Below are 25,434 nucleotides of genomic sequence, written 5' to 3' on the forward strand. Positions count from 1 at the left end.
ATATAAATCCTGAGTTTTGCAGCAAAACAAGTAAAAAAGCTCTGCTAGTCCAGTAAATACGCGGACTAGAGAGCTTTATTTTTTTGGCAAAATAGTGCGGACATATAGGGACGTTCCTTTTTCGTCCCCAAAATGGTAAAATGTAAAAAAGAGTTGATAAAAAATTGTCCAGACAGGTCAGAAAGTTAAGCGCTACGGGTTATTACCATATAGTTTTCCGGGGGATAAATCGTCAGAGCTTATTTGGGGGGGACATGGGGACAGGCCCTATGTCCCCCCCAGAAATATACGGATAATGCCGTTTCCAAGACCGTCAATCTAAGTAGTAAAGCCACCAGGGAAGATGTTAAAGACGTATTTAACTAGTGGAGCGTCTACGCTGAAATCATAATTACTTCGCGGGCCTTTTTCCGCAATGCTTCGTTGTCGTCGGCTTACATATTCCCGATATGCGCACCTCCTCCGCCTCGCCTTGCGAAAAAATTCCCGCGAATTCTTTTACGCTTTCAACGTAGACGCTCCACTAGCCTATGAGACCGGTTGCAAAGGTGTAACCATCTACCTGGACGGCAGTAGAGACCTGCAGGTACTGAACATCGGCAAGGTTAATGGTAAAGAGACAGTCGACCAGGACAACAGACAGGAAGCTTTTGCCCCCGGTCCAGGCCGGATATCAGAAGTTCTATACTTTTTAAGAATAAATGTAGTAAATCCCAAGTGCGGGTAATTTTGTTAAAAGCAGGAATTATTACAAAATAAACAGAAAATAATTTTATTGGAGAAAGAAGGGATTAATATATTGATGGGAAATAGTGTAGATAAACCTGATGTGATGTTTGTGGATGACAGTACACCAAATGAACAGGGAGTAAATGTAGAGTGAGTAAGATTGGAATAGTGGGACCATATATGTCAGTAGAACGAATACTGAATATCGCCAAAAAAATGAAATTGAACATAGAATTTGTTCCTTTGCCATATGCGGAAACGTCTGAAGTATCTGATATTGTGAAGCTTAATGTTTCCAATGTAAAGGGATGGTTATTTTCGGGGCTGATTCCCTATATAGCGGCCCGAAAAGTTTTAAGCTCAGATGCGATTATATCGTACTGTCCTCGGACGAGCTATAGTATTTATAAATGCATCTTGCAAATGATATATCATCAAAAAAAAATTGTGAAGCAGTTCTCTTTTGATATGTATGAATTTATAGACGAAGCAGTAAATTTGAATGAATTGGTAATTCCGGATATTGGAATGATTACAAAATATTATGGTAGGGAAAGGATTGATTCTCGGGAGATAGTTCAGTTTCATCTTGACTTGTTTAAAACCGGAAAAGCGGACGGGGCAATAACGACACTGCAATCAGTTTACCTTGCACTAAAGCAAGAAGGCGTTTCTGTCTACCATGTAGATTCAAGTATCGAAGATATTCGCCATACTATTAATAATCTGGTCGAAAAGATAAATGTGTCCTATTTCAAGGAGGGACAAGTTGCTTCGGAAGTCATTGAAATAGCGGACTTTGATAAAATTATCCAAAAATCAAAAACGTCATATGAGTTGCAACATTTAGAATTACGATTAAAAAACATAATACTTCCGCTTTGCGAGAAAGTCAGCGGATATGTTGTGGAGAAAGGTGACGGTAGGTACGAAATCTTTAGCTCTCGCGGGAGAGTCGAAAAAGAAATAACGGTGTTACAGGAGGCTATCGAGCAGGTATCTGTTGACGTGGATCGGCCGGTATTTGTTGGCATTGGTTTTGGTAATACGGTTTATGCGGCCAGTAAAAATGCTTATCAAGCGCTTGAACATGCTAAGAAAAAAGAGCAACCGATTGTTATTATTCAAGATGACGGTTTCCTTGTAGAATATATGGGTCAAAAAGAAGAGTTGATGTACGATTATTTTTCCGACGACAAGGAACTATTGGAGAAACTGCATCAGGCAAGTGTCAGTATAAAGACATACAAAAAGATTGCAGCAATGATACGGCGTAAAGGCTGGAATTCTTTTACTGCGGTTCAGCTATCAGAAGAATTAAAAGTGACGGACCGTAATGTTCGTCGCATTATCGCAAGTTTGTGCAAGGTCGGTTTGTTTGAATGTATTGGTGAAGAAGATTCTTCCGTACGAGGTAGACCGAGTAAGGTATATTGTTTAAAGTAACTAGTACAAAATAAAAAATGAATTAATTTAAGATAATGAAGCCTTCGCATTTAAGCGCGAAGGCTTTTTATGTCTAATTGAGACAACGACGTCTTGGAGGGATAAGGTAATTTCTTAATAACTCCAGTTTCGCATAGGGCTGAAAATCTTGTTAGGCTTGGAACTGTGGGACCAACTGGAAAATAGTGAAACAGAATCGCAATCTATTTTTTGGATGATAACAATCAGTTTTTTGAATTTTACAATACTGAATGTTTTGTATTATCATAATAAAAGATAAAGTCTAATACTATATATATCTGCGGAAGTTGAGTCAAGTGAATATTATATTATAGGAGCGAACCAGGAGATAACTGAATTGGAATTGTGTGGAAGTTCTTTTGGTTTTCCATATTACAAAAGTAAAGGGGGCTGGAAGATCGTAAACGAGAAAATACTGCTATTTATGGAATACAAAAGGACAATTTCCTGATAATGCTAAATTTATAGCTTGCGAGTGAATATTATTATAGGAGCGAACAGGGTATAACTGGATTGGAATTGTATGGAAGTTCTTTTGGTTTTCCATATTAGAAAAGTAAAAGGGGGTTAGAAGATCGTAAACGGGAAAATACCGCTATTTATGGAACACAAAAGGATAATTTCCTTATAATGCAAAATTTATAGTTTGGGAGTGGGTCTTGTGGAAACTAGGAGTGAACAGAAGACAACTAAATTAGAATTACTACAATTTGGTTTTGGGGGAGGGGGTTTCAATCTAATTAATAATGGCTTAGTTGGCATGTATTTTTTGTTTTTTATGACAGATCAAGCTAAAATACCTGCGGCAATTGCCGGAACGTACCTTTTAATTGGAAAGTTTGTGCAAATGTTTTTGTATCCGGTTGTGGGAGCATTTTATGACAAAACCACTACCAGATGGGGGAGATATCGGCCTTATTTGTTATTTGTTACGCCTATAACTGCTGTTTTAGCAGTATTGCTATTCTCAGTTGTTTCCGGATTGTCGATAACGCAAAAGACGGTTTATTACGGAGCAATATATGTCGCTTTTTGCATTACTTGTAATATCGGTGTCGGACTTGCTATGCAATCTTTAATTCCACTAATGTCAACAGATAGAACAATAAGAAACTTCGCGGTGATGTCCAAACAGGTAATTGGGAATTTAGGAATTGCGGCAGGTTCAGCTATGGTGTTGCCGATGGTAGGCTTTTTTAGTGGAACTGCGCAGCCATGGCAAGCAGTGGCGATGGTATATGGGGCAATTCTTGTCCTCTGTATGTATATTTGCGCTTATGGAGTGAGAAGGTTTGACGTTGGGCAAGAAACAGTTGCAAAAAAGAAATCCGCAACGTTTAAAGAACAGATACAAATTCTTAGAGTCAACAAACCGCTCTTGTTTTTGGCTTGCGCTTATTTCTTCCTGCTCATGTCGGCGACTATAACCGGCAGTATTTCAATGTATTTGTATAAATATGTTATTAAGCAGCCCTCATTGATGGTTCAACTGCCCATGCTGCAGTTGCCGTTTGCAATCGCACTGGGGGTAGCGATGCCCTATATTTTTAAGAAAATTAGTAAGAGAACTTGTTTTATAACTGCTGGAGTCTTGTTATGTATTTATCCCGCAGTGCTTGTGGTTTTCAAGCCATTTGCCAATCAATTCTTGATCCTGGGATTAGGAGCTTTTTCAATAATGCTCGGTGGAATATGTGCCATAATTGGTTGGTCAATTTTACCGGATTGCATTGATTATGCAGAATGGAAGACCGGAAAAAGAAGTGATGCGCTCGTAACATCATGTATGTCGTTAGCCACCAGTCTGGGGATTGCGACCGGTCCTTTTTTGACTGGATGGTTATTAAGCGCCATAGGATATTCCGGTGGAGTTATGATGACCCAGAAGATGCTAGACTCCATTCTCTATATCGCAACAATACTGCCTATTTGTTGCACATTGATTGCCTTGATTTTCATGAAGTTATTCCCAATAACGGATACATTCTATAATACAATGCTTGCTGAACTTAAGGAAATTAGGCAGGCGAAACAAGCTCTTTAAAACCAAATATACTTTTTGAGCTAAGGGTCGGACATCGAATGCGATTGGGATGGAGTATTATATAAGCCGGTCAATTAGACAAGCAATTTCGAGACGACAAATTTGTGGGAAGAAAGTGATAGTGGAATGCGAAAAATTAGGCTGGATGAAATAATTGATGAGAAGCAAGATGTTTTTATTACTGTTAATAATAAAATATGGGAATATGCAGAAACGGGGTTTGAGGAGTTTAATTCAGCAGAATTATTGTGCGCGATTTTAGAAGATGAAGGTTTTTCTGTCAAAAAAGGCATTGCGGGAATTTCGACAGCTTTTGTGGCAAGTTTCGGGCGCGGAAAACCTGTTATCGGCATATTGGGTGAATATGACGCATTATCAGGAATGAGTCAAAAAGGCGGTATAGCGAGGAAAGAACCTCTTAGAGAAGGCGGGAATGGACATGGCTGCGGCCATAATACATTAGGCGCAGGCGCTCTTGCAGCAGCGGTGGCTGTAAAGCATTTTATGGAAGCAAATAATATAGCGGGAACGGTTCGTTACTACGGTTGTCCAGGGGAAGAGGGTGGCTCAGGAAAAACCTTTATGGCAAGAGAAGGAGTCTTTGACAATCTTGATATTGCATTAACATGGCATCCGCTAATACATAACATTATTGTTTCAGACAGTACGCTTGCCAACTATCAAGTCGCTTTTAAATTTCACGGTAAAAGCGCTCACGCGGGAGTGGAGCCGCATTTAGGCAGAAGCGCGTTAGACGCTGTTGAATTAATGAATGTCGGAGTCAATTATTTGAGAGAACATATTGTTCCGGAGGCTCGCATGCACTATGCGGTTACTAATACGGGAGGAAATTCTCCTAATGTGGTTCAGGCGAAAGCGGAAGTTTTATATCTCATTAGAGGGCCTAAAGTCACGCAAGTTCAGGAAATATATGAGCGGGTATGCAAAGTGGCAAATGGGGCAGCGCTCATGACGGAGACAGAATGTGAAATAGTCTTTCATAAAGCCTGTTCGAATTATATTTCAAACAATACGCTTGAAAAACTTCTGTATGCAAATTTTCAAGAAGTAGGTGTTCCGAAGCTGGATGAAAAAGATAAAAAATTTGCAAGAGAGATAAAAAGCACTTTATCAGATGCGGATATTAACAACGCTCTGATGCAGGCAAAGGGCGCTCTGGGCGAGCGCGGGCAAGAAACTGTAAATAAATTAAAAGAAAAAGAAGTAGCTGATATCATTTTGCCTCATGTGCATTCCTCTAGGGTATTACCATTTTCCACAGATGTGGGAGATGTGAGCTGGATTGTACCAACAGCGCAATTTGGTGTAGCCTGCAACGTTTTGGGCACACCTGTCCATTCTTGGCAGAATGTGGCGCAAGGAGTAACCGGTATAGCACATAAGGGGATGTTGATAGCAGGAAAAATAATTGCAAGAACTGTTGTTGATGTATTAATAAATCCCGAAATTGTTATAAAAGCGAAAGATGAATTGCGAGAAAAGCTTAATGGAGCGACATATATCTGTCCCATACCGCCAGAAGTGAAGCCATCGCAATCTACCTTACGCTAGTTCAATAATGATCGGTCAATTGAAAAATATTTATTACGTAGTTTGATGGGGGGCGAGTTAATCGTGAATATAAAGATCAGCGATATGGCAAAAGCACTGCAGGCGAAGACTGTTGCCAGACGGCGGGACTTTCATAAACATCCGGAAGCTGGCTGGACGGAATTTCGTACGGCGGCGGTAGTTGCCGATGCCTTGACACAGCTTGGATATGATGTTTTTGTTGGTGACGATGTAATCAATACGCAGGCGATGATGGGGGTCCCGACACAGGCAGAACTGGAACGGCAGGCTAAGCGTGCCTTGGAGCAGGGGGCCAATCCGGAATGGGTAGCGAAAATGAGTGACGGGAAAACAGGCGTTGTCGGAGTTATGGGTTTTAGTCGACCGGGACCGACAGTGGCACTGCGCTTTGATATGGATGCTAATGATTTAATGGAAGCCGAAGACGATAAACACCGGCCGTATCGAGAAAAATTTGCTTCTTTGAACGAAGGCGTTATGCATGCGTGCGGGCATGACGGCCATACGGCGGCAGGATTGGCAGTGGCTGAAATTATCAGTATGATGTCGGCAGAATTGCAAGGGACAGTCAAATTGATTTTCCAACCGGCTGAGGAAGGTGTGCGCGGGGCAAAATCAATGGTGGAAAAAGGTATGGTTGATGATGTTGATTTTATGATTGGTATGCATCTGGTTGGCGCTCCTTTCGGAATTGGACAAGTGGGGTATCCATCAGGGTTTATGGCCACTACCAAGGTCGACGCCGATTTCACCGGAGTACCGGCTCATGCGGGTGCTAACCCGGAAGCGGGGAGGAATGCGCTATTAGCCGCCGCAAACGCACTGATTCATTTGCATGCCATTTCCCGCCATAGCGGAGGTGATTCGCGGGTTAATGTTGGGGTGCTGCAAGGCGGCAGCGGGAGGAATGTAATTCCGGCCAATGCATCTATAAAAATGGAAATCCGAGGCAGCAGCAGTGAAGTGAATGACTACATGTACCATGAGTCTATCCGTATTATCGAAGCTGCTGCGGCCATGCAAGGCGTTGCAGTTACAACGAAACTGATGGGGAGCGCAGCCGGCGGCAGCAATAGCAAACAACTGGAGACACGCATCACGGACATTGCTAAACGATTAGGCATATTCAAGGAAATCACAACGCAGAGCCCTGCCGGAGCTTGTGATGATTATTCTTATTTTATGGAGAGAGTACAACAAAAGAGCGGACAAGCTGTCTATACTGTTGTCGGCGCTGAAACAGCTGCGGTGCATCATAATTCCTACTTCGATTTCAATGAAGATGCATTGCAGATGGCAGTCGTTTTTCTAGTCAATGCAACAGTTGAATTGCTTAAGTCCGAAAAATAGATATTTTCAGGAACAAAATGCCGACCTTGGAGGAGGTGTTTGTAGGGCTTTCGGCACGAAAAACATCGTTGATGAAATGTTTGCAAGCATTTCATCCTAAGAACGTAGAACTTTATATCTGTATGAGGGGGATATGAAATGAAAAAAACACTGGCGCTTCTTCTTACACTACTGTTTGTTTTGAGTACCTGCGGCGTTGCTTTTGCTGATTTCACTGATATTTACAGTGATGTTCCGACCAGTCATTGGTCCTATGATGCAGTCAAAAAGTTGGCTCAAGCAGGTATTGTTACTGGTTATAGTGACGGTACTTTCCAAGGGAACAGAGCTATCACACGCTATGAAATGGCACAAATTATAGCCAATGCTTTAACCAAGCTTGATAAAGCGGATGCCGAAAATAAAGCTATCATAAATAAGTTGGCCAGCGAGTATGCTGATGAATTAAAAAAACTCGACGTTCGGGTGAACAAGCTGGAGGAATTCAGAAAAAAAACAATTAGAGTCCGGTTTGACACCAATCTGGCCTTTGGGTTTGACAGCCCTCCCGGCAATATTCGGAAAGTACAGGATAATGATAGGTTTCACTGGCGTACACGGTTGTGGTTCAACGGCGATCTTAACGAGAAAACAAAATATACAGGGCGTATTACAACTAGTTTCGGCACCTTCGGCATGAATTCAACTGATATGGGAAATAACTCTACTCCTTACTTTGATATGGGGTATTTAACTTCATCTGATGTTCTTGGTTTTGATACCATCCAATATGGTCGCCACGGAGTGTCGCTGCTTGGCGGCTTAGTCAGCAAGGGGGGGAATAGTGACGGGGTTACCCTAACGAAAAAGCTGAGCGATAAAACGACCTTAAAGATGGCCGCTGTAGATGTTAGCAAACAGATCACAAAAACCCCAACTTCTAGTGGTCATGGGCAGACACTTAATTTCATTGAATTGACTTCTCAGGTTACTCCCAAATTGAAAATCGGCGGTATGTTCGTAGATAACAATGTGAAAGTACCAATGAACGCGACAGGATGGGGTTATAGCAATAACGGTTCGAAAATTGCGGGGGTTTCTGCGCTTTACAAGATGGGTGGCTTGATGTTGCTTGGTGAGTACGACTGGGCTCATGTAAATGATGTAGTAAACGGGACTTCTTATGGCGACTACAATGGTACTGCTAGATCTTCCGCTAATGCTTGGGCTTTTCAGATCACCAACGGAACAGGTTGGAATAAGACATTCTACCCGTATCAGATGTGTGTTGTTAACCTTAGTAAGCCAGGGGATAACGCCTTTGTTCTTTCGTACCATAAGGTAGAAGCCGGCGCAACTCCAAATTCTCTCGGTGCTTGGCGCAACACGGTCGCTACTTCTACCGCATATACGCTTGGAGGCGGTAAATATACTGACGGCGTTGACAATCTTAAAGGCTGGACTGTCAGCTACCAACACGTTTTGCAGAAAAACCTCGTATTGTCACTTGATTTTCAGAAACTGAACCGCGCTGACAATGGACGTTTCTTTGACAGGGTTTTCGGCATAGGCATTAGTAGCTATTTGTATTAATTAGCTTCCTAAAAAGGTCTATAGGTAGGAATATTACAAGGACAATACGGTTGTAGCATTGCGTGTGTTAAAATGTTCTTGCAATGGCTGATTGTAATAATTTGAGTTATGCTTTCAGGAAATAAAGGGACTGTCTCAGTAAGCAAATGAGGCAGTCCCATTGTTTTGAGGAAAATACGAGAGACAGGCTTCATGGAACCTGTCTCTTAATGTAAAATTAAACTGACATGAAAAACTTTCCCTACGCTTTTACTAACACCCTGCCTGTAAATTTTTATTGGATACTATATAGTTTTGCCCATGAATATTGAAATACTTATCCCGAAATAAAGGAGTAGTGGCTTGCGCTGCAGAAAAAATAATATTTACGTCGAAAATGTCGAAAATATAGAGGCAACTTATACAAATTAACTACTTCGACGACAATGAAAATATCAGAATTTTGAGATTAAGCAGTGTGCCGTTAAAGTGCCGGTTGAGATCTCCCGGGGCAAAAAATCCATTAACTTTAACTGCCAGGGGAGCCGGTAGTAAGAATTAATGCATTTTACGAAAAAAGAGGCGGGGTTACTTGATGAAAAAGCTTGCAATAGTATCCTACTCAAAAAAAGCGGGCCATTTACAATATCATATCCTTCAAAAACTTTTGCAGAATAAAGTTCTTATTGAAAGATATTCTGTAGAGGAAAACAGCCTGGAAAACGGTATTGATGCTGATTTGATTGTTAGTACGGCAAACATAGATAAAATTGTAAAGAAATATATTATTGGCGGTGGACGTCTTATTATTGCAAATTTAACTATTCTTAGAAGTGGATTTCGCCGTATTCTTTCTTTGCCGGCTCATACAAAGGCACTGCTGGTTCAAGCCGATATGCGGGAAGCAATGCAGTGTATCGATCAGATTTATCAATTAGGGGCCAAACATTTGGAGCTTATTCCCTATTCGCCGTGCAACGGAGAGGCGGACGACATTGAAGTTGCAATTTCTCCCGGAGAAAATCGCAATGTGCCGCCTTCGGTTAAGCAAATTATTAACATCGGTAACAGGGTATTGGATATTAGCACCATTATGTATATTCTTATTTATTTTAAGCTGGAGGATTTATTCAATACTCCGGTGATGCGAGATTATTGCGACAAAATTATGTTGTTTAATTTCACGCCAGGACTTGACTTTATTTATGTTCCGTCTAATTTAAATGATGTAATGATGGCTTATTATAAAACCGGTATTATTACTTTTTCACCAGCAGGATTTATATTGCACTATAATCATATGGCAGAAAAACTTCTTGGGCAGAGCGGCAAACTGGTGGTTGGCGGAAATATTCTTAATCTCTTTACGCAAAATTCAATTCAGGATGCTATCAAGAATATGAAACCGATGGTGCAAAAGCAAATTAAAATCAATGGAATGGATTTACTTGTAAAAATTGTCGTTGCTGGTTCCAGCACGGCTCAAATTCAACATTTGACAATAGAAAAGGCTTATGAATCGGCAGTGAAGCTGCCAAGCTTTAAAAAATATGCTATCGGCCGCGGTTATGTGGCTAAATACTATTTTGACGATATTATTACAATGGAAGAAAATATGAAAAAAGTTAAGGACATTGCCGCTAGGAGCGCAGTCTCCGATTCATCAATTTTGGTTACTGGTGAAAGCGGCACTGGCAAGGAGCTACTCGTGCAGGCTATTCATAACGCCTCAAAAAGGAAAGATAATCCTTTCGTCGCAGTGAATTGCGCGGCAGTTCCCGAAAACCTGATTGAAAGCGAACTATTTGGCTATGATGAAGGAGCATTTACCGGAGCACGGCATGGGGGGAAGATGGGTTTATTTGAGTTAGCTCATTCCGGTACGGTGTTTTTGGATGAAATCGGTGAAATGCCGGTTCACCTGCAAGCCAGATTGCTGAGAGTTTTACAGGAAAAAGAAGTTACCCGTATCGGCGGACAAAAAGTAATTAGTGTGGATGTACGGGTCATTGCCGCTACCAATTGCAATATTCCTGATTTGATCAATGCCGGTAAGTTTCGCCGTGATCTTTACTACCGGCTTAATGTAATTCCGCTTAGAATACCGCCGCTAAGAGAAAGAGTCAAGGATATTCCCCTGCTTTGTGAAGTATTTATGAAACGAATTGAAGCGGACTATTCCATCTCTGATGAGGCAATGTCACATCTTCAGCAGTACTATTGGGAAGGAAATATTCGGGAACTACAAAATTACATTGAGTATTTTCATAACCTCAATAAGAAAATAATTGATATAGCTGATTTGCCCTTTCCTGTGGAAACAGAAAAAATAAATCAGCTAAGTAAAGAGGAAGAAGAAGTCCTTGTAGAGTTGCGCTCTTGTGGTGAAAATAAGACTTTGAAATACCTTTTTGTTTTAGAAACGCTGAAGAGCTTGAGTGCTGATCATGCGCAAGCAGGTCGGCGCAGCTTGGCTGAGTATTCACGCCAGCAGCAGGAAAAAATTTCGGAAATAGAAATGCGCAAACTGTTAGCGGATTTGGAGCAATACAGAATGGTAAAAGTATGTAAAGGGCGAAAAGGAACAGTACTTACTGAATTAGGGGTAAAGGGAATTACCATAATTAAAAGAAGTTTAAAAGATAGATAATGCTTTATGATGAAAGATTGCAAGGATTACATTGGCTGCCGTTTTCACTATAGCTGGTGTAATCCTTAGTTTTTTTACACCAATTAAGGGATTAATGGGATTTTTTCATCCCATTAATCCCTTTTATTTTAGTCCAACAGAATTTATAACAGAATTTTATTTACATAAGTTCAACCATCCAAGACCCGTTGTTAGCTGTCTTTTCTAATATTTGCGAAAATACCGAATCTAAGCATTTCCTATATTTTTTTGAAAATTTTTATTTGGCATAAAACTTGCTCTAGATATAATTGTGCATGCGCAATATTAAAAAAGGGGGATAAGAAAGTGGATCAACGTGTTGTGAACAGTGAAAAGGCACCGCAAGCGATTGGCCCTTACTCGCAAGGAATCAAAGCAGGAGATTTTTTGTTTATATCGGGGCAGCTTCCGGTCAATCCAGTGTCAGGAATGCTGATAGAGGGTATTGAGGCCCAGACGCGGCAGTCTATTGAAAACATCGCAGCAATTCTGACAAGCGAAGGATTAGGGTTGGAGAGTATCATAAAAACCACGGTATTCTTAAAAGATATCAATGATTTTGAAAGTATGAATGCTGTTTACGGAAAATACTTTCCATTAAAGGCTCCGGCCAGAGTTTGCGTCCAAGTAGCTAAGCTGCCCAAAGACGCGCTAGTGGAAATTGAAGCAGTAGCTTTCTGCCGATAGCCGGCAAGGTATTGCGGAGTGGTCTGAATTTTAGTTGCCAGCACGACACTCACAAAGGATAAACGGGAGGTATTATACCTAATGAGATATGACTTTGATCAAGAAATAAACCGTTACAATACTGCTTCCTTGAAATGGGATGATGTAGAAAGACAATTTGGCGAGAAAGACCTTATTCCTCTGTGGGTTGCCGATATGGATTTCATGTCTTGCATGCCTGTTATCGAAGCACTGAAAAAGACTATGGAGCATGGTATTTTTGGCTATCCAATCCAGACAGAAGCTTATCGTGAAGCGGTTGTTAACTGGATGAAAAAAAGATTTCAATGGGAAATACGGCCTGAATGGCTGCACTATAGTCCGGGAGTTGTTGCTGCTTTAAGTTTTTTGGTACAGGCATTCACCCAGCCGGGGGATAAGGTGTTGATTCAATCTCCTGTCTATTATCCATTTAGTAAAGCAGTTACAGATAATGGGAGGCAATTGCTGCATAATCCGCTGAAGCATGAAGGCGAACGGTACGAAATGGATTTTGACGACTTGCGTCAAAAGATCGCTCTGGGTGCCAAAATGCTAATTCTGTGCAGTCCGCATAATCCTGTTGGCCGCGTATGGACCAAGGAAGAACTTACGGAACTCGGGGAAATTTGTATAGCAAATAATGTGCTGGTTATTGCTGATGAAATTCATGCCGATTTATTGTACCCGGGCTATAAACATACCCCTTTTGCTGCTATTTCGGAAGAATTTGCCCAGAACTGTGTTGTTTGTACGGCGGCTAGCAAGACTTTCAATTTAGCGGGTTTGCAGAATGCCAATATCATTATTCCCAATACTATATTAGGAAAAATGTTCCGTGCAGTGATGGATGCGCCGCATCTGGTACGCACTAATATATTCGGTGCTGTTGCCACAGAGGCCGCTTACCGTCACGGCGAGGAATGGCTGGAACAGATATTGGTGTACCTGCATCAAAATCTTCAATTCTTAACGCACTATATTGCCAACAACATAAAACAGCTTAAAGTGGTGCAGCCGGAAGGGACTTATCTCGTATGGATCGATTGCTCAGCGTTAGGCATGAATTCTAAGGAACTGGAACAGTTCATGCGTAAACAGGCGAAAGTAGCAATTGATGACGGCTATATTTTTGGTCCCGGCGGTGAAGGATTTATCAGAATCAATATCGCTTGTACCCGGAAAACTTTAGCGGCAGGGCTGCGCCGGCTTGAAAATGCGGTTAATGGCAAAAAGTAACGTGGTATGACATTTGCAGGGTTTCCTTAAACGAGATACAACGCATGAGGAGGAACTAGAATGGCAACTAGCCAGGAAGCTAATTTTAAAAAAGTTTTAGGGCTTAGCGACGTTGTTGGCATGGCTTTGGGTCAGATTATCGGGGCCGGTGTTTTAATCTTTACCGGAATTGGTATTGGCATGACCGGTAAGGGGATCATGATCGCTTTTCTTGTTGCCGCAGCCATGACGGCAATTACAATCTTACCGATGGCGCAATTGTCTTCAGCGATTCCGACTACAGGTGCCGCTTACCGGTATTCCAGCCGTTTACTGGGACCTAAGTGGGGCTTTTACTGGATGATCGGGTTAATGCTTTCTAAGGTGACCATTGCTTTGTATGCGCTTTCTTTTGCGCAGTACTTGCAAGGACTGGTTCCGTGGATCAATGTGAAGGTTGTTGCACTAGTCATGATGACTACGTTTTATGTTACTAACATTGTTGGAATCAAGAGTGCAGCAGTAGCGGAAAAATGGATGGTAGTGATTAAAATTTCGGCATTGGCCGTCTTTATTATCTGGGGGATACCTAATGTTGATTTTTCCTCGTTTACATTACCCTCTTTAGTACCGAACGGAATAGACGGGCTTCTCCAGGCAATCGGCTTACTGGCTTTTGCTGCGGTAGGAGCAAATAGTATTGCGGAATTGGGCGGAGAAATGAAGAATCCTGCCAGAGATATTCCTCTAGCGATGATTGGTTCAACCGTTGCAGTTGGTGTGATTTACTCCCTGGTTGGGGTTGTTGCTGTTGGCGTTTTGCCATGGGAAAGTGTGGCGAATAAGCCGCTGACAGATGTAGCGAGAGTCATCTTACCCGCCCCGTTGCTTTATTTCTTTATCATAGGCGGCGCTTTGGTGGCAATGGCTACTACGATGAATGCCGTGTTTGCCTGGGTGACCAAGGGAATGGTTATCGCCTGTCAGGACGGCTGGCTGCCGAAATCGCTAGGCGCAGTTAACAAAAAGTTTGGAACGCCGCATCGCTTGCTGTCGATATTTTATGCAATTGGTGTAACGACGATTATTGCCGATATTCCCATGGCGTCAGTTGCCAAAATTGGGATGGGAGTATTGACCGCGGTCAATATTATTCCGGTAATTGCGGCCTATTTTTTACCTACCCAATATCCCGAACAGCTTGCTAAGGCAAAATTTAGCATGAAGCCCCATGTCTTGCGGGTAGTTGTCGTGGTTTCAGTAGCTATTATGGCCTTCCAGGCATTCTATTCCATGAAGAGCTTGCCGAATGAGATTTTGTTATTTATAGCGGGCGTTATGACGGCTGGTTTAATTTACGTAAATATTGTAGGGAATAACGCGCGCTTTAAAACAAGTGAGGCAACGAGTTTCTACGTTGACAATGAGCAGGATGTGTCTGAATAAGTCCTAACAACATAGTTGAAAACCTATTTTACTAGGAGGAAAAGTAATGAAAAAAACATTTGTCATTATTCTGGCAATGCTAGTTACTTTATGTTTGGCCGCTCCGGCATTTGCAGCTCTCACGTCTCCGTTTAGCGATGTTCCCGCTGGGCACTGGGCATATGATGCAGTATCTAAGCTAGTGAAAGATGGTCTTGTGGAAGGGTATAACGGGCGTTTTGCCGGCGATAACAAATTAACCCGCTATGAAATGGCCGAAATTATCGCGAATGTTTTGACTAAGGTAGATCAGGCCAACGCTGAAGATAAGAGTATTATTCAAAAACTGCAAACCGAATTTGCTGACGAATTGAATAAACTCGGCGTCCGGGTCGCAACTTTAGAGAAGAAATCTTCCAGTATTAAATTTACCGGTGATGGGCGTTTGCGTTACCGGGTCAACGCGGACCAATCGGCGACGAATCTAAGTAAAACAACGAAAAGTCGTTTTGATGAACGCATTCGCTTGAACTTATCGGCTGATTTCACCGATCATTGGACATTCCTAGGCCGCATAGAACAAAATAACTACTCCAACAGCCGGGCGACTGATGGCACGAAAAAAACATCCACCACTGATTCGCTAGCTTTTGATCGTGCCGAATTTGACTGGAAAAACGGCGATACGGTTATTCAACTCGGCCGGTTCTGTCCTGAAATCGGCCAGGGACAATTATTATGGGCTTATCCTTTCGCGGTAGACGGCTTTTATATTAACAAAAATATAAATAAGGTTAGTTTATATGCCGGTTATGCTGATCTTTCCGCTGCATTTGACAATTATACCGGCGGAGTGGGGAGTAGTATGGGGTCAGTGAATGCCCTGCTGGCAAATGTTAAGTATAAATTCGACAAGAACGCGAACGTAACGCTTGGGTACTTGGATGTTCTGAATCCGCAAGATAATGGATATAAGTTTAAACAATTAGCCTATGGTACTACGTTTAAAAGTGGAGAGTTTACTGTTACCGCAGAAGGTATAACAAATCATGCGCCCGACCTTCCGGCTAACGCGGAAAAGAGTGGTTATTATGCTAAATTGCAATGGAAAGGGCTTGATTTGAAAAAGCCTGGAAGCTGGAGTCCGTATATTGAATATATGAAACTGGGAAACTGGGCAATTGATTCCACATACGCCATGATTGGTATTAACGGTGATGGTGGTAATGGAATTGGCAAAGATGGGGCAAAAGGATATGGTGGCGGTATCGATGTTGTACTTACGAAAGATGCTGTTTTTACAGCTGCAGCCTACTTCTTAAAACCATATGACAGAGAGCGCACCGGCGCTGCTTTTGATAGCTACAAGAATTTTTATGTTGTTCAAACCAGCTTCCGTTTCTAATTTAGAAAATACAGACAAACCAATTTTGGGGATTTATCCGTAGATTTGCCGGACAGTATTGTTTTTGCTTATTAGTTATGTTGACATAATAACGCGGATATCAAGGCAAAGCAACTGTTCAACTATATGAACAGTTGCTTTAACCTTTATGTAGTAAGTACAAAGCCAGACGGAGCATATTGGGCAGCGCGGGTTGGCGATGTGGGGTGAGGTTTTAGAAATTAATTCCGCGTTGGAAGGAATTCGCACATCAGTCAATAAACTTACAAATAGAAGTAAAATTCTGATAGCATTGTCGACGGGCAAGCCGCCTCTACTCAAAAAATGACAAATGACAGGCAAACCTTGGCTTCTTTAGCCAGTGAGTTGAGCCGGGCTGCCGATTCGATGGTTCAGGAGTAAGGACTTTGGTTTAGAATTAAGTGCGGTAAAATGGGGGAGTTAAGAATGATGAACAAAGATTTGGATTTATCTATTTTTAATAGGTTTGAGTTTGAGTACCAGCCGGTAGGGGTGAAGTTTTTACTGACGAAACCGGAGGGCCTAAAACAGCTTGACAAACATGTTGCTTTCTGCGAAATGCTTACTGTTGCGCAGACAGCGGAACCTTTTTATACGACAAAAGAAAATCATGAATGCAAGGCCGGACCTATTTTAACAGGGATGGTTGAACCTGACCCTGTTTTTGAGAGTGGCCAAGTCGGGCCTAAGTTGGGTGTCTATGAAGATCCTCGTGCAAACAGACAAATTTATCAGAGTATGTCGAGGCTGGAGCGAAACACAGTAAATTATATTGCCTATGCTTCCTTGGACAAACTAACATTCGACCCTGATTTATTAATTATTACAGCTAAACCGAGTCAGGCAGAAATTTTATTGAGAGCAGCCAGTTATAGGACCGGAAAAGGTTGGAATGCAAAAGGTACAAGTGTGTTGGGATGTGCCTGGCTTTATATGTATCCGTATGTGCAGGGTGAAATTAATCTTATGGTTACCGGCCTCCACCATGGCATGAAAGCGCGTAAGCTATTGCCTGAGGGTTTGCTTTTGATTACACTCCCCTATCAACTGCTGCCTGAAATTGCGGCAAATTTGGAAAAAATAGAATGGGATTTGCCACAATACAGCTGGGGAAAAGAAGCCCATAGGCAAAGAATGCAGGAAATTGCCGAGGAAATAAGAAATGAGATGGAAAAATAGGCAGACCCCGCGTTAGACGCGGGGGTCAGAAAAGCTAAATAATCGTTACCCTTAACCGCATCCTCTGAGGTGCGGTTTTTGCTTTCCAAACACAATTCCAATAATAAAAATATATAATTTTTTTGAAACTATAACAGGATTGACAAAATGTGACAAAAGTGGTAACTTTAATTATATAATCGATAATGCTTACAATTTAATATTGTACGAATTTGGGTGAAGACAGTGTTCCGCTGTCATGCTTAATAGAGAAACAGGTGTAAATCCTGTACGGTCCCGCCGCTGTAAGGATGAGCGACTTTGTGTTATGCCACTGATGAATAATCGGGAAGGTGCAAAGAAGCAATGACTCCAAGCCAGAAGAACTGCCGAAATTCAGGCCTCTTTAGATCAGGGTTGTGTCTAAAGACCATGCGGTAGACGTGGTAAAAGGCAGAGATTCTTTTCGGTATTATATTTGCGGAAAGATGTCTTTATGAAATCATTTAAATACTCCATTGCGTTTTTATCGCAATGGAGTATTTTTGTGTACGCCCAGCAGGGGGCGTCATCTATGACACACACAATCTGAAGGATGCTGGCGGCAAACATTTGACCCGAGGTACACGAACCCAAAGGAGAGAGGAACCTATGCGTTCGCGCAATGAGCAAAGAAAGCCGCCAACTTCATACGAAGGTTCGCGGCAAAAAGTAGCGGTGAAACCGCAAGGGTATGCCGGAGCGCCGAGCTCATCGCGGCCCATGGGCTATGGCTCGGGACACAAACAATGCCCTCGACACTTCCTAATGGAAGAATCGAGGGCTGAAGAGCTTACTTGAGCGGTTTTTTTTATTACTCTTGATTAGAAATTTTGTCTAAATTAAATAAATATGTTCTGTAAAACGGGGAAGTCGAGGAAGGAGTCGACGCTGTCACGCAACCGTGACAGACAAATTAGCCTGAAGTCGGAATGCAGTTTACAGGATTTTCCTTTAAGTCGGCGCATGACAGGCGGAAAATGCAGTTATTTTTACAAAACTGTGAAAGGGTTTATTCCCCTTGTGCTCAAATATGGAGGTTTTATCTTGGAAAGCGACGAGAACGTAATAGAAGTATTATGCGACAGAAGAATAACGTTGATAGAAAGACTTACTTTAAGCCAGCGGCTTCTGGTACAAAGAATGCTTCTTTTTGTAAAAAACGGACATACTCACAAATTTGTCTACAAGGCAAGTTTTTGTGATTTTAAGAAAATGCAGTATAAATACCTTGCTATGACAGGCAGGACTTATGAATTTCAAGACTTTTGCAATGATTTGTCCGAGATGGCTCAAAAAAGTGTTGAATATTACAACGAAGCCGGTGAAAAAGTTCGTCTGACATGGGTCATGAATGTCAAGATTAATAAATATTTTGCAAGCATAAAGTATAACCTGCCCAAAAAGTTATCCAGACTTTACCTGCATTTTGAAGGTAAGGCTTTTATCCTTTTTCTTCTGGATTTTATGGAATTAGAAAACAGGTATGCCAGGCGATTGTTTCACTTTATCTCCCTGTGCCGGAACAGCAGAATAACCTGTCATAAGGCAGAGGATATGCTGAAATACTTCGGAGTTTCTAAATCGGAAAGTATAGAGGATTTTTTGAAGGAAATCATTCAGCCGGCTATACAGGAAATAACGGATAAAAGTTTGTTTAGTTCTGGAATTTGACTGCCGAAATATTTGAAAAGGAGGGCGTGCCATATGTCAGAATAGCTTTTGTTTCTGCGGTTAAAAATTATATGTCGGATTGTACAAGCAGCCATAAGAAACCTAAGAAAATTAAATCAGAGAAGTGGATCAAATGCTAGGAGGCTTAGCCATGTATAGAAAACGGGAACTAGAGAAGAAAATAGTTATAACTCTTCTCTTAGGCTTAAGTTGCACAGGAATGGGATACGCAGAAAAAGTCAGCGATGGAAGCGATGGACCCAGCTTTGATTTGGGGACCATTACGGTCGAGGCAAAACGTCCGGATTGGGAAAGCAAGCTTTCGCCTGGCACAGTCACTGTTATCCGTCCGGATGACTACGAAGGTGAACAAAAGGATTTGTCTGAATTATTGAAAATGGTACCTGGTGTACATGTGCGTGAACTAAACGGCAAGGGACAGTATACTACTGTAAGTGTGCGGGGATCAACAGCTGCGCAGGTTGGGGTTTTTGTTGATGGTGTGCTTTATAATTTGGGCGGTGATGCTGCTGTAGATATTTCTACGATTCCTGTTAAGAACGTGGAACGCATAGAAGTTTACCGTGGCTATATTCCAGCTCGTTTCGGAGGGACATATATCGGCGGGGTAATTAATATTGTCACCAAAAGACCGTCTAAGCCTAATGTGTCGGCTAGCTTCGGGAAAAGCTCTTATGGCGGCTATAAAGGAAGCCTCCAGATAGATGCGCCTTTAGGAAAAGGAAGTTTTATGCTAGGCGTTAACCGTGATCAAAGCCAAGGGGACTTCAGATATCAAAATTACAATAACGATGAAGCCGTGGTATCCTATCAAAAGGTAATTGATGTGGAGCAAGGTTATATTGACTCCGCCTATGCCAGCGCGATAACAACTACTTTTAGTGCTTTAAAGGTTACTGAAATAAATGGCCATACTGCCGAGTACTATGCAAGTAATCTTGCGGAATGGAATACCTATCTTGCATCCAATGCGGCGTATAGTGCGGCATACGATACGGTAATTGCCGCAACATCAAGCACGTTAAGTGTAAATAAAATTGGCTCGCGTCTTTATAGCCTGAGCGATTATAATATAAGCAGTAATCCTAAATACACGTATGTTAAAGAAAGCTTAAGTGTCGCTGAACTGGCGATGGTTACACCTGTGTTGGCTTATGCCAGTGCATCGGAACGTGCGGCATACATCCAATCTATGATTAATAACGGAACATATACATATGCTGACTATTGGAATTTATATGTCAAGCTTACTTCACTGCAAAAATTATCATATACCTATGGGGTGCCTCTCTCCAATGCAAAAAGGCTGGCAGCCATTGAAAAATATAAATCTTTGCAAGAAAAATACGGCGATGGCACACGCTACAGAAAATATAACGACTACAAAAACACGGATGTTATTGCAAAATGGCAGGATGACCACTGGCTTGCCAAGGCAACTTGGAAGGAGATCGACAGGCATCTTCCGCGCAGCCTCATGTGGCAGAACAGTCCCAGTGCCGTGGTTGATACCGATATTCCCAGCTTTGCCAATGCCCGGACGAAGCAGACCATTATAAGCAAAGAAGCCCTGGTTGGCCGCCGCGATACGATAGGTAATCTGGAATGGGGCTGGAATATAAATTATCTCAATCAGGCCAAACGGTATAAATGTGAAAATTGGAAAGATCTGGACAAATTTTACAAATGGTTTTACGACACAGACAACGTACAAGACATGTACAGCAAGATTCCTATGCGCAAGTGGAGTGTTTATGACAGCAGACGTTGGGGGACATCTATAGATGGTACGTATAAAGCAGGTAATAATCATATGTTGGAGTTTATGATAAATTATTCTGATGAGAATATGGACGTAAAGGGATCAGGGATTACTGACGGGACTTTGGAAACAGGATATTCTTCTACTAACCGTTATCGTACTGATTATACGCAAAAGTTGTTTAATGTCCAGTTGCAGGATACTATAACACTGAATAAGAGAGGAGATTTATGGCTTACTCCGAGCATTCGTTATAACCAGTCTGAAATAAACAGCGGTAAGGCTGTGGGGTGGGCAACTAATGTGGGAACTCCGCCGGAATGGATGTTCGACAGTATTGACCAGCAGGATAATAAGGTAACATGGCAACTGGCTCTTAAAAAGCAGATCAATGAAAATTTAACTTTGCGGACTACCTGCGGAACTTATTACCGGTTGCTTAATCTTTATGAAATTGCCGGCGATGGCGGCAGCATTCTTCCAGCACCAATCAGCAGCAACAGCGCGGTTAAAAGCCTTAATTTTCCTGTACCTGAAGAAGGAAAACAGTTTGATATTAGTGCCATCTGGAATGGCAGGGCTTTAGGAGCGGACAGCAAAGTTCAGTTGACATATTTTTATCGCAATGCAGATAAATTGCTGATGCTGTGGCGATATGGCTATGATTATTGGAGTTACACAAATACTTCTAACGGCAAGGCCAAGGGCGTTGAAATTCAAACAGATATGTCATGGAAAAAATGGGATTTGAATCTGGGAGCAACTTATCTGAAGGCATCTGCCGCCCGCTGGAATGATTCACCTGCTGTAGGTCAAACCAGTGCTGATTCTTATTCTGTACATCAGACTTATACTCCGGAATGGGAAGGCTTCTGCAGATTAGGTTATAGGCCTGATAAAAAGACAATGCTTTTTGGCGAAATAAAGTATGTTGATGAAATGTATACCTCATATGATAAAAATATACCGAGCGTGCAAGATTCTTTAACTACAGTGGGTCTTGGGATAAAACACCAATTCGGCAAAGATTTTCAGGCAGTTGTCGGGTGCAGTGACATCTTTAATAAAGGACCACAACTGAAAGTACACGAAGGCAACATGACTTATAACGCGGATTATCCTTTGCAGGGACGTACTTATTACACGACCTTACAGTATAAATTTTAAAATGCTTTTTGGACAGATTATTGCTAATAATTCATTCTGTATGCCGCCTAAAGCGCAGCTATACATTTTACGGTCGTGCAGTTCTAACGAACGTTGCTAATGCCGTTTAGCCTCCTGGTATTACCATTCCTGTATTCTCGTACTGTTCCTTTCCGTATGGCAGGGGACAGTACGAATTATTTGGCGTATTTGTTTACGGTATGGAGCTAAATAGCGGCAGTGGTACGGAAGCATTGTGTCGTAATAAGACGAGGCGAATTTTAGTTGGTGGAAAGCTATAGTAATATTGGCGGTTTTAATCGACAAGGAGGAAAAATTAATGCGAAAGATACTAATGCTTTTTTTGATGGTCTGCGTTATTTTGCCATGCCTGCAAGCACGTGCGGCAGAAAAGACGGAAAAAGCGGACACAATTTGGGAGATGGAAATATCTGGAGAAAGAAAATTAACGTCGGAGGAAGAGGAAAGAAGTAGATGGATTGGTGTTTTCGCTAATGATATAGGGAGTTATCTGTTTGACAAGAAATCTTTAGCACGGGTAGAAAATAAAAAAGATCAGATAAAAGTGCTTGGAAGAACTATATTTAATAGCCCTGAAGTATTAGAGCAACTTCAAAGTCAATACAAAACAAAACTTCCAGCAGATGATAAAGTCGGTTTTAGTGACATTCAGATGATTTTCAATGTGGAAAAAAGGAAATATGCTGTTACAGAAACAAAATTATTTAGTGAGCATGGCATTTTACTGGAGGATATTGTTGCGAAAGAGGTTCTTTTTAAACCGGTGCCTGTTAAAACTTTCGCTGATTCAATGTATGAAATAGCGAAATTGTTTAACCAAAACCAATAAAGAGTTGGGAGGCAGGCCACAAATCTTTAAACAATAAGGATAAAAGAATTATGTGTAACATTGGTATGCTGATTTTATGTTTTCGGCGATGAGTGAAGTAAAAGGGACTGTTCGTGCGCCACGCAGGGGCGCATCATAGAAGAAGCAAGGGGACGTAGAATCTGCTTCGTAACAACACTTGATTTTATGCTTTCTGGAGGGGGAGCGGGGCCTGGCACAACAGAAGCAAAGTGTACGTCCGAAACCACTGAAAAAGTCAATAAATAAACAAACCTCCCTCTATTATGGTAAAATATAACTGTAGATATTTGCCGGAATGGAGGGTTTTACTTTGCTTAGACATGTGCCGCAACAATTAAGCATATATAGCGTACTCTATGACAAAATTTCCAACGACCATATACTGAAGATTATCGCTGCCAATGTTGATTTCAGTTTTATTAACGATTTGCTAAAAGATTCATATTGTAAGCACCTGGGGCGGCCTGCTAAAGAGCCCGAAATGCTAGCGAAGTTACTTATCTTGCAATATCTATATAACTTATCCGATGTCAAAGTCATTGAAGAAGCTAGACTAAACTTAGCCTATATGTGGTTTTTGGGACTAAATCCCGAAGATGATTTGCCAGAAGCCAGTCTACTTACCAAGTTTAGGAGACATAGATTAAAAGAAACAAGTGTGGATGATATTATCCAGGAAGTGGTCCGGCAATGCGTAAAAAAGGGCATTCTTAAAGATACGGGCCTGAGCTTTGATGCCACTCATACCAATGCCAATACAATTAAAAAAGTTCCGGAAAGAATCATGAAGCACCTAGCTAGAAGAATCATAAGGGCTATTGAGGAAGAAAACGGAGAAATTCCATCCGAGCTCATTGGGGAAGTTCCCAACTACAAGCTCATAGAGGACCACAACGAAGCGAAGCAGATTATGAAGACATATTTAGAAAACCTAATCAGTAAAGCCGAAAACCATGTAGATCTCTCCATTCTGCCCAGTAGCCAACAAGCTGTTAACGAAGCAAGGCAAATATTACAAGATCCTAAATTTATCATACAAAAAGGAATCCGGTCACTTGTAGATAAAGATGCCCGTGTGGGGTACAAATCTCAAACAGACAGCTTAGGGGACAAAGGGACAGGTTCCTTGTCCCTCCTTCACCTGCCCGCTTCACATGGCTGCAAAGTTGGACCCAACGTCAATTACCGCTCCGCCTAACGATACACTCAGGCCGCTTTGCTTGAATTCATACTTGTATTGGCTATCATAGGTATTGATGGTGTTGTCAATACTCACATTCTTACCGGCGATGTTGGTATCTTTGCCGCTGACAACCGTTGTGCCTTCGCTGGTACGTTGACGTTACCGGCAATAGAACCTACTGCGCTGCCGATTTCATCTTTGACTTGTTCGTTCAAGGTTGTGGTGGTGGATTGCTTGCCGATGGTAAAACCAAGGCCGCCGCCACTAAAGAGGCCAGATTTTTTACTTTTTAGAATGAGTTAAAGAACCGTCACCTGACTCATTCCGTTCCGTCCGCTATTCCACGTCCCATTGACAACGCCTTTCGCCCTGCGCCGCTGCTTCGGGACATTTTGTCCAGAAGTCCCGCCCGGATTTACCCCTCCTGTTCTTTGGGGGAGGACGGGGGCGCGGGGGCAGAGCCACCGTAAAAAGCTGTCGATTACCGCCAATGTAGCGGAGCCGGTTTTGCCGTAAAATAGGGCGGTCGGCAACGGGGCAGGATTTTATCCTGTTCCCCGTTGTCGGCGGCGCAATGGTACAGCAAAAATCCAGCCAGTCAAGGGGTTAAGAGTGGAGATTTTGCGTCAGCAAAATACTACTCGGCCCTTGACTGGCTGGATAGGCGTAGCGGCCTGATTCACAGACAATTTCATAACTGGACATTCACATTATACTTCTATTGTGACGTAAACTAATCAGCCATTTGATACTAAGATTTTACGAAATAGAAAGGCGCATTGTTCTGGATATAGTAGTGAATTGTTCCCGTTCGTAAAAGTTTTGCCCGATTTGGTTTTTTTCTAATACCATTAATTCAATATATTCAAGATTGCGGGATTGCGCCCAACTTTTCGCTTTTTCTAAAAGCAAATGCCCTATCTTCTTTCTTCTATATTCTTCTTTTACAAAAAAATCAATGATACAAGCGTATTTATGAGACTTAACAGAAGGGTATGGCGGCGTTGCGTCTTCTTCAACATGTACCAACCCAACAATTTCATTGTCAATTTCAGCTACAATAAAGTCACCAGTATTGCTGCTTATTATAGCACACGGATATTCACCGTTTTCTGTCACAGAAACATAATTTGCAGGCTGTTGACCAGCGTTATATGCAAAAAACTCCGTTAATAGGTTGCTAATCGCTTGAAGGTCATCAAGAGTTGCCAATCTTATATTCATATACTGTCTCCTTACCTTGTCAGCCTGATATTTCAAATGGCTACTATTGCTTACATTACTTTAATTACGAACCTATAACAAATTCATTCTACCACATAAAGCCAACCTTGTCATTTCTGTTTCTTTCTGCCCCGCTTTTTGCCTTGCCCCTTCAAA

The 25,434-nt window shown here is 41.8% G+C and carries 19 protein-coding genes and 1 riboswitch; of the genes, 17 read left to right on the forward strand and 2 right to left on the reverse strand.

Features of this window, described 5'->3' with window-relative positions; genetic code table 11:
* The first annotated feature begins 415 nt into the window (after positions 1-415).
* The 17 genes from BLR65_RS11790 (at position 416) to BLR65_RS29055 (ending at position 24,357) form a co-directional block, all read left to right on the forward strand.
* A complete protein-coding gene (locus BLR65_RS11790; protein ID WP_093794393.1) occupies positions 416-727 on the forward strand; it encodes a hypothetical protein in 312 nt (103 codons plus the stop codon).
* 152 nt (positions 728-879) lie between these two features.
* Positions 880-2,175 (forward strand): helix-turn-helix domain-containing protein, encoded by a 1,296-nt coding sequence (locus tag BLR65_RS11795; RefSeq protein WP_093794394.1) that lies wholly within the window; start codon positions 880-882, stop codon positions 2,173-2,175.
* Between the two features lie 682 nt (positions 2,176-2,857).
* A complete protein-coding gene (locus tag BLR65_RS11800) occupies positions 2,858-4,240 on the forward strand; it encodes an MFS transporter (RefSeq protein WP_169716752.1) in 1,383 nt (460 codons plus the stop codon).
* A gap of 126 nt (positions 4,241-4,366) precedes the next feature.
* A complete protein-coding gene (locus BLR65_RS11805; RefSeq protein WP_093794396.1) occupies positions 4,367-5,812 on the forward strand; it encodes a M20 family metallopeptidase in 1,446 nt (481 codons plus the stop codon).
* A gap of 63 nt (positions 5,813-5,875) precedes the next feature.
* Entirely contained in the window at positions 5,876-7,183 is a 1,308-nt protein-coding gene (locus BLR65_RS11810; RefSeq protein WP_093794397.1) for an amidohydrolase, read from the forward strand.
* Between the two features lie 138 nt (positions 7,184-7,321).
* Positions 7,322-8,755, forward strand: coding sequence for an S-layer homology domain-containing protein (locus BLR65_RS11815; protein WP_093794398.1), 1,434 nt, complete (start codon positions 7,322-7,324; stop codon positions 8,753-8,755).
* Positions 8,756-9,401: 646 nt separating this feature from the next.
* Positions 9,402-11,384: a sigma-54 interaction domain-containing protein gene (locus tag BLR65_RS11820; RefSeq protein ID WP_176772735.1), complete on the forward strand. Its 1,983-nt coding sequence runs from the start codon at positions 9,402-9,404 to the stop codon at positions 11,382-11,384.
* A 327-nt stretch (positions 11,385-11,711) separates the two neighbouring features.
* Complete coding sequence (locus tag BLR65_RS11825; RefSeq protein ID WP_093794400.1) at positions 11,712-12,092, forward strand: RidA family protein; 381 nt, start codon at positions 11,712-11,714, stop codon at positions 12,090-12,092.
* Positions 12,093-12,173: 81 nt separating this feature from the next.
* Positions 12,174-13,349, forward strand: a complete 1,176-nt coding sequence (locus tag BLR65_RS11830) for a MalY/PatB family protein (protein WP_093794401.1) — start codon at positions 12,174-12,176, stop codon at positions 13,347-13,349.
* A 60-nt stretch (positions 13,350-13,409) separates the two neighbouring features.
* A complete protein-coding gene (locus tag BLR65_RS11835; RefSeq protein WP_093794402.1) occupies positions 13,410-14,774 on the forward strand; it encodes an APC family permease in 1,365 nt (454 codons plus the stop codon).
* A gap of 46 nt (positions 14,775-14,820) precedes the next feature.
* Positions 14,821-16,158 carry an S-layer homology domain-containing protein gene (locus tag BLR65_RS11840; protein ID WP_093794403.1) on the forward strand — a complete coding sequence of 446 codons (1,338 nt, stop codon included), beginning with the start codon at positions 14,821-14,823 and terminating at the stop codon, positions 16,156-16,158.
* 447 nt (positions 16,159-16,605) lie between these two features.
* Positions 16,606-17,358: a DUF169 domain-containing protein gene (locus BLR65_RS11845; RefSeq protein ID WP_169716754.1), complete on the forward strand. Its 753-nt coding sequence runs from the start codon at positions 16,606-16,608 to the stop codon at positions 17,356-17,358.
* Positions 17,359-17,555: 197 nt separating this feature from the next.
* Positions 17,556-17,745: riboswitch (cobalamin riboswitch) on the forward strand.
* Between the two features lie 678 nt (positions 17,746-18,423).
* A complete protein-coding gene (locus tag BLR65_RS11855; protein WP_169716755.1) occupies positions 18,424-19,050 on the forward strand; it encodes a replication initiation protein in 627 nt (208 codons plus the stop codon).
* A gap of 151 nt (positions 19,051-19,201) precedes the next feature.
* Positions 19,202-22,000, forward strand: a complete 2,799-nt coding sequence (locus BLR65_RS11860; protein ID WP_176772736.1) for a TonB-dependent receptor plug domain-containing protein — start codon at positions 19,202-19,204, stop codon at positions 21,998-22,000.
* Between the two features lie 319 nt (positions 22,001-22,319).
* Positions 22,320-22,850 carry a hypothetical protein gene (locus tag BLR65_RS11865; RefSeq protein WP_093794408.1) on the forward strand — a complete coding sequence of 177 codons (531 nt, stop codon included), beginning with the start codon at positions 22,320-22,322 and terminating at the stop codon, positions 22,848-22,850.
* A 343-nt stretch (positions 22,851-23,193) separates the two neighbouring features.
* A complete protein-coding gene (locus BLR65_RS11870) occupies positions 23,194-24,069 on the forward strand; it encodes a transposase (protein ID WP_176772737.1) in 876 nt (291 codons plus the stop codon).
* 39 nt (positions 24,070-24,108) lie between these two features.
* Entirely contained in the window at positions 24,109-24,357 is a 249-nt protein-coding gene (locus BLR65_RS29055; protein WP_143122562.1) for a hypothetical protein, read from the forward strand.
* On the opposite strand, the gene BLR65_RS29060 is transcribed toward BLR65_RS29055, so the two are convergent.
* Positions 24,354-24,587 carry a hypothetical protein gene (locus BLR65_RS29060; RefSeq protein ID WP_143122564.1) on the reverse strand — a complete coding sequence of 78 codons (234 nt, stop codon included), beginning with the start codon at positions 24,585-24,587 and terminating at the stop codon, positions 24,354-24,356. The two genes, BLR65_RS29055 and BLR65_RS29060, sit on opposite strands and share 4 nt — an antisense overlap.
* Positions 24,588-24,813: 226 nt before the next feature.
* A complete protein-coding gene (locus BLR65_RS11875; protein WP_093794410.1) occupies positions 24,814-25,278 on the reverse strand; it encodes a GNAT family N-acetyltransferase in 465 nt (154 codons plus the stop codon).
* Between the last annotated feature and the right edge of the window lie 156 nt (positions 25,279-25,434).

The sequence above is a fragment of the Sporomusa acidovorans genome (genome assembly GCF_900101845.1).
GTDB lineage: Bacteria > Bacillota > Negativicutes > Sporomusales > Sporomusaceae > Sporomusa > Sporomusa acidovorans.

What these genes read in the sequence shown, in the direction of transcription:
- BLR65_RS11790 (WP_093794393.1), top strand. Translation starts at nt 416, where the DNA reads ATGCTTCGTTGTCGTCGGCTTACATATTCCCGATATGCGCACCTCCTC.
- BLR65_RS11805 (WP_093794396.1), top strand. Translation starts at nt 4,367, where the DNA reads ATGCGAAAAATTAGGCTGGATGAAATAATTGATGAGAAGCAAGATGTT.
- BLR65_RS11815 (WP_093794398.1), top strand. Translation starts at nt 7,322, where the DNA reads ATGAAAAAAACACTGGCGCTTCTTCTTACACTACTGTTTGTTTTGAGT.
- BLR65_RS11830 (WP_093794401.1), top strand. Translation starts at nt 12,174, where the DNA reads ATGAGATATGACTTTGATCAAGAAATAAACCGTTACAATACTGCTTCC.
- BLR65_RS11835 (WP_093794402.1), top strand. Translation starts at nt 13,410, where the DNA reads ATGGCAACTAGCCAGGAAGCTAATTTTAAAAAAGTTTTAGGGCTTAGC.
- BLR65_RS11840 (WP_093794403.1), top strand. Translation starts at nt 14,821, where the DNA reads ATGAAAAAAACATTTGTCATTATTCTGGCAATGCTAGTTACTTTATGT.
- BLR65_RS11845 (WP_169716754.1), top strand. Translation starts at nt 16,606, where the DNA reads ATGATGAACAAAGATTTGGATTTATCTATTTTTAATAGGTTTGAGTTT.
- BLR65_RS11860 (WP_176772736.1), top strand. Translation starts at nt 19,202, where the DNA reads ATGTATAGAAAACGGGAACTAGAGAAGAAAATAGTTATAACTCTTCTC.
- BLR65_RS11865 (WP_093794408.1), top strand. Translation starts at nt 22,320, where the DNA reads ATGCGAAAGATACTAATGCTTTTTTTGATGGTCTGCGTTATTTTGCCA.
- BLR65_RS11875 (WP_093794410.1), bottom strand. Translation starts at nt 25,278, where the DNA reads ATGAATATAAGATTGGCAACTCTTGATGACCTTCAAGCGATTAGCAAC.